This is a genomic window from Rhodovulum sp. PH10, assembly GCF_000293785.1.
In the GTDB taxonomy this organism is placed as follows: Bacteria; Pseudomonadota; Alphaproteobacteria; order Rhizobiales; family Xanthobacteraceae; genus Rhodoplanes.
In genome coordinates this window covers 1-9,167 of record NZ_AKZI01000182.1, presented here as the reverse complement: position 1 = coordinate 9,167, position 9,167 = coordinate 1, and the positions used below count along the sequence as shown (strand labels likewise).

The following is a 9,167-nucleotide window of genomic DNA, read 5'->3' as shown; positions in this document are numbered from 1 at the left end:
ATCCCCGATATCGGCATCGCTTTTCTCCTGGCCTCCGGCAGTTCGCGCCGCAACGCAGCCCGCGTCCGAGTTTCCAAACGGGCTCTCAGGCCTTCGGGGCCGGCACGTCGGCAGTTCCGCGGCGACGCTCGGCGGCGTGCGATACCGCGGCGATCACCCCGAACAATGTCGCGACCAGCAAAACCTTGATTTCCACGGCGTCACCTCGTGCGCGACGAAAAGCCCCGACACCTCTACGGCGCGGCAGCACCCGTCCTTCGACCCCGACTTCGACATTTCGAGGTTTTTTTCTCTCTCTCGCCGCCCTCGATACGGCCACCGTCAGAGGTGCCATCGGCTTGGTAAACGAACCGTAACTCGAACGGTTGCACCACTCGCTCTAACATCGGCGTCGGCCGGACGGCGGGCGCCGGCCGAACCCGACGGGCGGCTCGCGACTTGATCTTCCCGGCGGCCGGCGACCGACCCGGCGAGAGCGACGGAACGAATCGAGCAGAGGATGACGGTGGCGAGCGGACAGGCGGGCGACACGCCCGAACGAGCACGGACGATGGGCAACGTGCGGGAGATCGGTGGCGCGGGCGGCTGGCTCGGCGCGGCCCGGCAAACGTTGGCGCCGATCCTGCCGAAACGGCTGCGGCCCGGCACGGCGGTGGTGCCGGTGGTGCGCCTCAACGGCGTGATCGGCGTGTCGACGCCGCTGCGGCCGGGGGTGACGCTGGCCGCCCTCACCCGCTCGCTCGACAAGGCGTTCGCCGTGCGCGGCGCAAAAGCGGTGGCGATCGCCATCAACTCGCCGGGTGGGGCGGCGGCGCAGTCGCATCTCATCTTTCGCCGCATCCGCCAGCTCGCCGAGGAGAAGGAGATCCCGGTGATCGCCGCGGTGGAGGACGTCGCGGCCTCGGGCGGCTACATGATCGCCTGCGCGGCCGACGAGATCGTCTGCGACCCCGCCTCGATCGTCGGCTCGATCGGCGTGATCGGCGCGACCTTCGGCTTCGACAAGGCGATCGAGCGGCTCGGCATCGAGCGGCGCGTCTACACCGCGGGCGAGAACAAGTCGTCGCTCGATCCGTTCCAGCCGGAGAAGCCGGAGGACGTCGCCCGCATCAAGGCGATCCAGCAGGAAATCCACACGATGTTCATTGAGCTGGTGAAGACCCGCCGGGGCGACAAGCTGACCACCGAGCAGAACCTGTTCACCGGCGAGTACTGGACGGCGACCACCGCGCTCGGCCACGGGCTGATCGACCGGCTCGGCGACCTGCGATCCTATCTGCGCGAGCGGTTCGGCAAGGAGGTGGCGACGCCGGTGATCGCGCCGGAGCGCGGCTTTCTCATGCGCAAGCTCGCCGGGGCGACCGGCGGCGGGGCGCCACTGCCCGGCACGTTCGCGGAGGATGCATTGTCGGCGCTCGAGGCGCGGGCGATCTGGAGCCGCTACGGCTTCTGACCCTCTCGAGGGTTTGTCCGCCGGCTCGCGGAAGGGTCGCGGGACGATCCGGTGGCGAGTGGCACGCGTCCGGACGAGAGACGCGGAAAAAGAATCGGGACGACGCCGAGAGGAGGCGCAGAAAATGTTTCCGTTCGTGTTTCCGCCGGCGTTCGCGGTGACGCTCGGGCTGGTGGGCGGCGCGATCGTCGCCCGCCTCGTCACGCGGGAATGGCACCGCATCAACGACGAGCTCGACCGCAACGAGCGCGCCGCCGCGACCGATCCGAAGGTGCTGCCGACGCTCCGGCGCGACCCCCGCACCGGCGTGTGGCGGCCCGAGCCGGCCGCCCGGCAGCACGCCGAGCGATAGGGGACTCGTCCCGGACTCGTCCCCGTCACCTTTTCGGCATGCGGACCGCTGCACTGCGCGAAAACAGCGTGGTCGACCCGATCAGGTCCCGACCCGCAGCGGCGCGCGCAGCTTGGCGAGCGCGGCGAGCACCGACAGCGGCGTGATGCGGCCGGTCAGCGGGTTCTCCGAGGGGACGTTCTCGATCGTCATGGTGAAGCGGGCCGAGGAGGCCTCCACCTCGACCGTGTGGCAGTTGCGCTCGAGCGCCGGATCGGCCCAGATCTCGACCTCGGTCTGGTCCGGCCCGAGGCCGGCCAGCGCCAGCGCGGCGATGACGTTGGCATTGGCGGGGAAGCCCGCCGCCGCCGCGCGGGCGGTGCCGGAAAACACCTGCAACGGGCCGTCGAGCGCGTCGATCGCGATGCCGTTGGCGGAAAGGTGCGGTGCGCCGGCGAGGCCGGCCGGCGGCCGGCGAGTGGTCAGCTTCACCGACGCGATCTCGCCGCGGGCGGCGGCGGTCACCGCGTCGAGGCCGATCAGCGCGCCGGTCGGCACGATGATCTGCCCGCCCTTGTGCTGGGCGAGCTCGATCAGCTCGGGATGGGTGAGGAGCGCGCCGCTGCTCAGCACCATCACCCGCTTGCGGGTGGAGAGCATCGGCCGGCAGATGTCGTCGAGCACCGCGGCGGGCGCGCATTCGACCACCAGATCGGCGTGCGAGGGCATCGCCTCGAGCTTGACGATCGGGCAGCTCACCCGCTCGCGGTCGAGCCAGGCGCGGGCTTTTGCATGGTCACGGGTGGCGATGCAGGCGAGCTCGAGACCGGGCACGCCGTCCGCCAGCGCCCGGACGAGATAGGACCCGATGGTCCCCAGACCGGCCACTCCAATCCGCATCGGCACCATGTTCGCTCGTCCTGCGCACCGCCCCGCTCCGCGGCCGTCGGCGGCGCGGCGGGAGTTCCGTTCCATTTCATCACCGAACGCTCCGGGCAGACAAGGGAGACCGATGCGGCTGGAGATCGTCGGCGAGCGGCTGCGGCGGTACCGCCGCAGGCAGGCGTTTTCGGGGCCGATCGCCGGTCGTCAACCGGTCGTCTTCTGGCCCATGGCGATCGCGTTGACGGTGAGGAGAAGGGCGTCGAGGGCGTGCTCGCCGGGTGCGGTGCGGAAGGCGCGCAGCTGGCGCACCTGCTCGTGATGCAGCCAGGTCAAGCCCTCGGCGCGGATCTCGACGGTGCGCAGGAAGCGCGGCCGGCGCATCGCCGGCGGCGCCCGAAACAGCTTTGCCACCGCCTCGGAGGTCCGCCGGTATTCCGCGAGGATCTTCTCCATCATGCGCTCGCGAAGATCGGCATCCTCGACCAGCGAGGCGTAGAGCGTCATGATCTCCGGGCTCGCCATCATCAGACTCGCCTCGACATTGTGCAGCAGGTAGTTGAGGAACGGCCAGTGCTGCAGCCGCTCGCGGATCGCCTCGAAGCCTTCCGGGCGCTCGCGGGCGACCCAGTCGAGCGCGCTGCCGACGCCGTACCAGCCGGGCAGATGGAAGCGTGCCTGGCTCCAGGAGAACACCCAGGGGATCGCCCGGAGATCGGCGAGCGTCGCCTTGCCGGAGCGGCGCGAGGGACGTGAGCCGATGCGCGCCTGCTCGATCGCATCGATCGGCGTCGCCTCGCGAAAGAAGGCGATGAAGCCGTCCGCCTCGACCAGCTCGCGATAGGCGGAAAGGCTGTGCGCCACCACCTCGGTCCACAGGCCGCGCAGCGGGTGCAGCGGATAGGGGCCGCGCGCGTGCCGCAGCGAGGTGTGGACCACGCCCGAGAGCAAACGCTCGAGATGGAAGGTCGCGGTGACGCGGTTGGCGTATTTCTGCGAGATCACCTCGCCCTGCTCGGTCACCCGCAGGCGGCCGGAGAGGCTTCCCGAGGGCAGCGCGTCGAGAAAGGCGTGGGTCGGACCGGCGCCCCGGCCGATCGTGCCGCCGCGTCCGTGGAAGAACTCGAGCCGGACACCGCGCTTGCGGCCGACCTCGGCGAGGCGCTCCTCGGCGAGATGCAGGCCCCAGTGGCTCGCCAGAATGCCGCCGTCCTTGTTGGAGTCGCTGTAGCCCAGCATCACGATGCATTCGGGCGCGGCCTTGCCGTCGCGCGCCTGGATGTAAGCGAGCGTGCTTCGCGTCAGCGGGTGAGCGAGGAAGTCGTCGAGGATCGTGTCGCAATGGGCGAGGTCGTCGATCGTCTCGAACAGCGGCGCGACCTGGAGCATGCAGGCGGGACCGTCGGCGGTGTCGACCAGAAGCCCGCTCTCGCGGGCGAGCAGATACATCGCCAAGAGGTCGGCGACGCTGCGCGTCATGCTGACGACCAGCGGCCCGAGCCCTTCGGCGCCGTAGCCGAGAATATGCGCGCGCACGCCGCGAAACAGCGCCAGCGTGGTGTCGGCCTCGCCTTCGAGCACGGTGTGGATGCCGGTGAAGGGGCGCGGGCTCTTCAGCTCCTCCTCGAGGAAACTGCGCTTCTCCGCCTCGCTCCACTCCGGATAGTTCGTGCGCGGCAGGCCGGCCGCCTCGAGCAGCCCGACGATGGCGCGGTCGTGATAGGCACCGTTCTGGCGGATGTCGAGCTTTGCGAAATGGAAGCCGAACACGCGGGCCTGGGCGGTGACCGGGCGGACATCGGACTCCGCGACGTGCGGGGCCTCGGCCTCGGTCAGCGCCGCCTCGATCGCCTCGAGGTCGTCGACCAGGGCGGCGGCGGAGGGATAGCTGCCGGGCGCGCCGTTGCCGAGCTTGGTCTGCTCGATGCGCAGCATCAGGAGGCTGACCATCTGCCGCCACGGCTCGCCGCGATTGCGCTCGAGCGCGACGGTTGCCTGCTCGCCGAGCAGAGCGGCCGTCTCCTCGAGTCTCTTCGCCAGGGTTCGCGGCATCTCGTCGGGGCCGGCCGCGAGGCTGATGGTGACCGCGAGCTGCGAGAGTCGTGCCTGCAAGAGCTTCAGCGCGCCGGCGCGCAGCCGTCGCAGCATGCCGAAGGTCACGTCGGGCGTGACGAACGGGTGGCCGTCGCGGTCGCCGCCGACCCAGGTGGCGAAGCCGAGCCGCGGCAGCGGCGGCGGCGCGGACTCGAAGGTGTCGCGCCACGCCTGCTGGAAGCGCAGGTCCAACAGCTCGACGACGTCGGGAAACACCGTGTCCATGTAGTGCAGCACGGTGCGGATCTCGCTCTCGACGTCGGGCCGCTCGAGCTGGATCTCGCCGGTGCGCCACAGCCGCTGCAGCGCCGCCTTCATCCGCTGGCGGTGGATCGCCAGCTCGATGTCGGTGAAGAAGCGGCGGTCGCGCTCGAGCAGCAGGAGATAGAGCGCGCGGTGATGCTCGAGCACCGTCTGGCGCTTCGCCTCGGTCGGGTGGGCGGTCAGCACGGTCTCGAACGAGGCGGTGCCGAGCGTTTGCCGCACCGTCTCCTCGGAATAGCCGTCCTCGCGGAGGTCGGAGAGGTCGTGCCGCCACAGGCCGGGCTCGCGCTCGTGGCGGCGGGCTTCTGCGCGGCGGCGCATCTGGTTGGCCGTGTTCTCCTCGACGATGTTGAGGAGCTGGAAGGCGATCGACAGCGCCTGGCAGCGCCGCGAGCCGTCGCGCCCGACCCCGTCTTCGGGGCGCACCGTGGTCTCGGCCGAGAAGCAGCGCCGCACGAAGTCGGCGACGCCGTCGGCCGGGCGCTGCTCCTCGATCACCTGGCAAAAGAGCTCGAGGATGTCGGCGAAGTCGGCCGACCACTTGGCGAAGTCCTCGCGGACCAGCTCGGGAAGTTCCATGGCGACGGCTCTCGGCGGCGTTCGGCCGTGCGCGGCGTCTGCGCACGGGAGTGGCCCGGGGGTGACGAGAGGCTCGGCCATGCAGCCCGCGTGCCGTGGCCGCCGGGCGGAGCGCTCCTGCGACCGGTTGCCACGCCGGTGCGGCGGAGGCAAGCGCCGGCGCGGGCTCGGCCGCGCCCGGCCGTCACGAGAGACGATCAGTCCTTGGCGCGCTCGACATAGGAGCCGTCGGCGGTCGACACCACGATGCGGGTGCCGGTGCCGATGTGCGGCGGCACGCCGGTGCGCAGGCCGTTCGACAGGAGCGCCGGCTTGTAGGACGACGACGCCGTCTGGCCCTTCACGGTCGGCTCGGTCTCGACCACCTCGAGCACCACGCGCTGCGGCAGCTCGAGCCCGACCACCACGCCCTCGTGCACCGACAGCTTCACCTTCATCTCCGGCTGCAGGTACATCGACATGTCGCCGACCACGTCCTTGTCGGCCGCGACCTGGTCGTAGTTCTCCATGTTCATGAAGTGGAAGCCGTCGCCGTCCTCGTAGAGGAACTGGAACTCGCGCTCCTCGACATGGGCGCGCTCGACCTGGTCGGTGGTCTTGTAGCGCTGCGAGGACTTCACGCCGTCCGACAGGCGGCGCATGTCGAGCTGGGTCACCGGGGTGCCCTTGCCGGGGTGGATGTTCTCCGCGCTCAGAATGACGTAGAGCCTGCCGTCGAGATCGACGATGTTGCCCTTGCGGAGCGAGCTGGCGATGACCTTCACGGGTGGTGTTCCTCGTTGGATGGGAGCCGGGACGCGCCTGCCGGAGCGGCGACCGGACCCGGAAATCGGGGTGACGTGGCGTGCAACATACTGATCCTGCGCCGGTTCGCCAGTGCTTTTCGCGGCCGCCACCGGGCACCGGCGGCCCCGCGGCGCGACCTTCGGAAGACGGAATTCCCGTGGTGATACAAAGCATTCACGCTGCGGCGGCAGGGCCGGCGAAGCGATGACCGAGGCCTCGCCGTGGTGGACGCCGCGCGTCCATGCCGACCGCCGGCCGCTGCTTCTCGCGCGCGGACGGATCACCGAACGGCTGCGCCGTCGCTTCGCCGATGAGGATTTCGTCGAGGTCGAGACGGCGATTCTACAAATCTCGCCGGGCAACGAGACGCATCTGCACGCGTTCTCGACCGAGGCGATCGGCCCGGACGGCACGCGCCTGCCGCTCCATCTGCACACCTCGCCGGAATTCGCCTGCAAGAAGCTCTTGGCCGCCGGCGAGCGGCGGCTGTTCACCTTCGCCCGGGTGTTTCGCAACCGCGAGCGCGGCGCGCTGCACCACCCCGAATTCACCATGCTGGAATGGTATCGGGCGGAGGCGGGCTACGCGACGCTGATGGACGACTGCACGGCGATGCTCGCCGCCGCCGCCGAGACCGCCGGCACCCGGACCATGACCTTTCGCGGCGTCGCCGCCGATCCGTTCGCGGCCCCCGAGCGGGTGACCGTCGCCGAAGCGTTCGACCGGCTCGCCGGCATCGATCTGCTCGCCACCGTCGCGCCGAACGGTACTACCGACCGCGACGGCCTGGTCGCGGCGGCGCAGGCGGCCGGCATCCGCACCGCGGACGACGACACCTGGTCGGACGTGTTCAGCCGGGTTCTGGTGGAGAAGGTGGAGCCCGCGCTCGGCGTCGGCCGGGCGACCTTTCTCACCGAGTACCCGGCCCCCGAGGCGGCGCTCGCGAGGAAGAGCCCGCGCGACCCGCGTGTCTCGGAGCGGTTCGAGCTGTTCGTCTGCCGGGTGGAGGTGGCCAACGGCTTCGGCGAGCTGACCGATCCGGTCGAGCAGCGCGCGCGGTTTTCTGCCGACATGGCCGAGAAGCAGCGCCGCTACGGCGAAACCTATCCGATCGACGAGGATTTTCTGGCGGCGCTGACAATCATGCCGGAGGCGGCCGGCTGCGCGCTCGGCTTCGACCGGCTGGTGATGCTGGCGACCGGCGCTCCCCGGATCGACGCCGTGCTGTGGACCCCGGTAGCGGAGCGCGCCCCCGCAGCACCTCTCCCCGCGAGCGCCACGGCATGCACACAAGGGCAAAAACGCGGGGGATTTCGATGAGAAAGGTGGGGCTCGCTAGGCACTCCGCCGTCATCGCCGGGCTTCGACCCGGCGATCCATCGAACCGAAAACAAAGACGCTTTTTGATTTCGATGGATGCGCGGGTCGAGCCCGCGCATGACGGACGCATGCATCCGAGGCGATGTGTGCATCCTGTAGACGCTCCGCGGGGAGAGGGAGCGGCCGGCGCCTCCCCCATACCCCTCGAAATCCGGCGAGCCGGCCGGCGGCCGGCCCCCGCCTTGCGGGCGCCTGCCGGGCGGCGTACTCCTTGCCGACGCGGCGAAAAAACCATGACCCGATCGAAAACCCTGCGCACGCCGGCCGAGCTCGCGGCCGCCGGCCTCGTTTCTGCCGACCGCGTCGCCGACCTCGAGGCGGTGGCGGCGCGCTACGCCGTGGCGATCTCGCCGGCGATCGCCGCGCTGATCGACCCGACCGACCCGCACGACCCGATCGCCCGCCAGTTCGTCCCCGACCCGGCCGAACTCGTCACCCGCCCCGAGGAGCGGCCCGACCCGATCGGCGACGACGCCATGAGCCCGGTCGAGGGCATCGTCCACCGCTATCCCGACCGCGTGCTGCTCAAGCTCGTGCATGTCTGCCCGGTCTATTGCCGGTTCTGCTTCCGCCGGGCGATGGTCGGCCCGCACGGCCGCCCGACCCTGACGCCCGACAAGCTCGACGCCGCGCTCGCCTATGTCCGCGCCCACCGCGAAGTCTTCGAGGTGATCCTGACCGGCGGCGACCCGCTGATCCTCTCGCCCGGCAAGCTCGGCGAGGTGTTGCGCACGCTCGCCGCGATCGAGCACGTGAAGGTGGTGCGGCTGCACACCCGCGTCCCCGTCGTCGTGCCGGACATGGTGACGCCCGATCTGGTGCGCGCGCTGAAACCCGAGGGCGCCGCCTCCTATGTGGTGCTGCACGCCAACCATCCGCGCGAGCTGTCGCCGGCGGCCCGCACGGCGTGCGCAAAGCTGGTCGATGCCGGCATCCCGATGCTGTCGCAGTCGGTGCTGCTGAAGGGCGTCAACGACGACGAGCGCACGCTCGCCGAGCTGATGCGCACCTTCGTCGCCTGCCGGATCAAGCCCTATTACCTGCACCACGGCGATCTCGCGCCCGGCACCTCGCATCTGCGCACCACCATCCCCGAGGGGCAGGCGCTGATGCGGCGGCTGCGCGGGCGAGTCACCGGAATCGCCCAGCCGACCTATGTGCTCGATCTGCCGGGCGGCGCCGGCAAGGTGCCGGTCGGCCCGACCTATCTGGTGCCGGCGGGGCCGCCCTGCCGCACCGGCGACGCCGCCCGCTTCGAGGTGGAGGATTTGCAGGGCCGCACCCGGATCTATCCGCCGGCCCCGGAGGAGAGCGCCGAGCCGGTGGTGCGCGACGCGGCCGACGACGACCTCTGAGAGCCCGTTTGGAAACTCGGACGCGGGCTGCGTTGCGGCGCGA

The 9,167-nt window shown here is 70.6% G+C and carries 7 protein-coding genes; 4 read left to right on the top strand and 3 right to left on the bottom strand.

All coding sequences use genetic code 11. The features are described from left to right. Window positions 1–499 precede the first annotated feature (499 nt). Complete coding sequence (locus A33M_RS20865; RefSeq protein WP_008391643.1) at window positions 500–1,453, top strand: S49 family peptidase; 954 nt, start codon at window positions 500–502, stop codon at window positions 1,451–1,453. Window positions 1,454–1,577: 124 nt separating this feature from the next. Beyond that, window positions 1,578–1,805: a hypothetical protein gene (locus A33M_RS20860; RefSeq protein WP_008391642.1), complete on the top strand. Its 228-nt coding sequence runs from the start codon at window positions 1,578–1,580 to the stop codon at window positions 1,803–1,805. 81 nt (window positions 1,806–1,886) lie between these two features. Here A33M_RS20860 and A33M_RS20855 read toward each other — a convergent pair whose 3' ends face one another. The 3 genes from A33M_RS20855 to efp all read right to left on the bottom strand — a co-directional run bounded on the left by A33M_RS20855 (window position 1,887) and on the right by efp (window position 6,367). After that, complete coding sequence (locus A33M_RS20855) at window positions 1,887–2,684, bottom strand: aspartate dehydrogenase (protein WP_272943337.1); 798 nt, start codon at window positions 2,682–2,684, stop codon at window positions 1,887–1,889. A 189-nt stretch (window positions 2,685–2,873) separates the two neighbouring features. Next, window positions 2,874–5,603, bottom strand: coding sequence for a phosphoenolpyruvate carboxylase (locus A33M_RS20850; RefSeq protein WP_008391637.1), 2,730 nt, complete (start codon window positions 5,601–5,603; stop codon window positions 2,874–2,876). Window positions 5,604–5,800: 197 nt separating this feature from the next. Next, window positions 5,801–6,367: an elongation factor P gene (gene efp, locus A33M_RS20845; protein ID WP_008391633.1), complete on the bottom strand. Its 567-nt coding sequence runs from the start codon at window positions 6,365–6,367 to the stop codon at window positions 5,801–5,803. 226 nt (window positions 6,368–6,593) lie between these two features. Between efp and epmA the strand changes: the two genes are divergently transcribed. Next, entirely contained in the window at window positions 6,594–7,709 is a 1,116-nt protein-coding gene (gene epmA / locus A33M_RS20840; RefSeq protein ID WP_008391630.1) for an EF-P lysine aminoacylase EpmA, read from the top strand. 293 nt (window positions 7,710–8,002) lie between these two features. Further along, window positions 8,003–9,124, top strand: a complete 1,122-nt coding sequence (locus tag A33M_RS20835; protein WP_008391629.1) for a lysine-2,3-aminomutase-like protein — start codon at window positions 8,003–8,005, stop codon at window positions 9,122–9,124. Window positions 9,125–9,167: the final 43 nt, after the last annotated feature.

What these genes read in the sequence shown, in the direction of transcription:
- A33M_RS20855 (WP_272943337.1), bottom strand. Translation starts at nt 2,684, where the DNA reads ATGCGGATTGGAGTGGCCGGTCTGGGGACCATCGGGTCCTATCTCGTC.
- A33M_RS20835 (WP_008391629.1), top strand. Translation starts at nt 8,003, where the DNA reads ATGACCCGATCGAAAACCCTGCGCACGCCGGCCGAGCTCGCGGCCGCC.
- epmA (WP_008391630.1), top strand. Translation starts at nt 6,594, where the DNA reads ATGACCGAGGCCTCGCCGTGGTGGACGCCGCGCGTCCATGCCGACCGC.
- A33M_RS20850 (WP_008391637.1), bottom strand. Translation starts at nt 5,603, where the DNA reads ATGGAACTTCCCGAGCTGGTCCGCGAGGACTTCGCCAAGTGGTCGGCC.
- A33M_RS20865 (WP_008391643.1), top strand. Translation starts at nt 500, where the DNA reads ATGACGGTGGCGAGCGGACAGGCGGGCGACACGCCCGAACGAGCACGG.
- A33M_RS20860 (WP_008391642.1), top strand. Translation starts at nt 1,578, where the DNA reads ATGTTTCCGTTCGTGTTTCCGCCGGCGTTCGCGGTGACGCTCGGGCTG.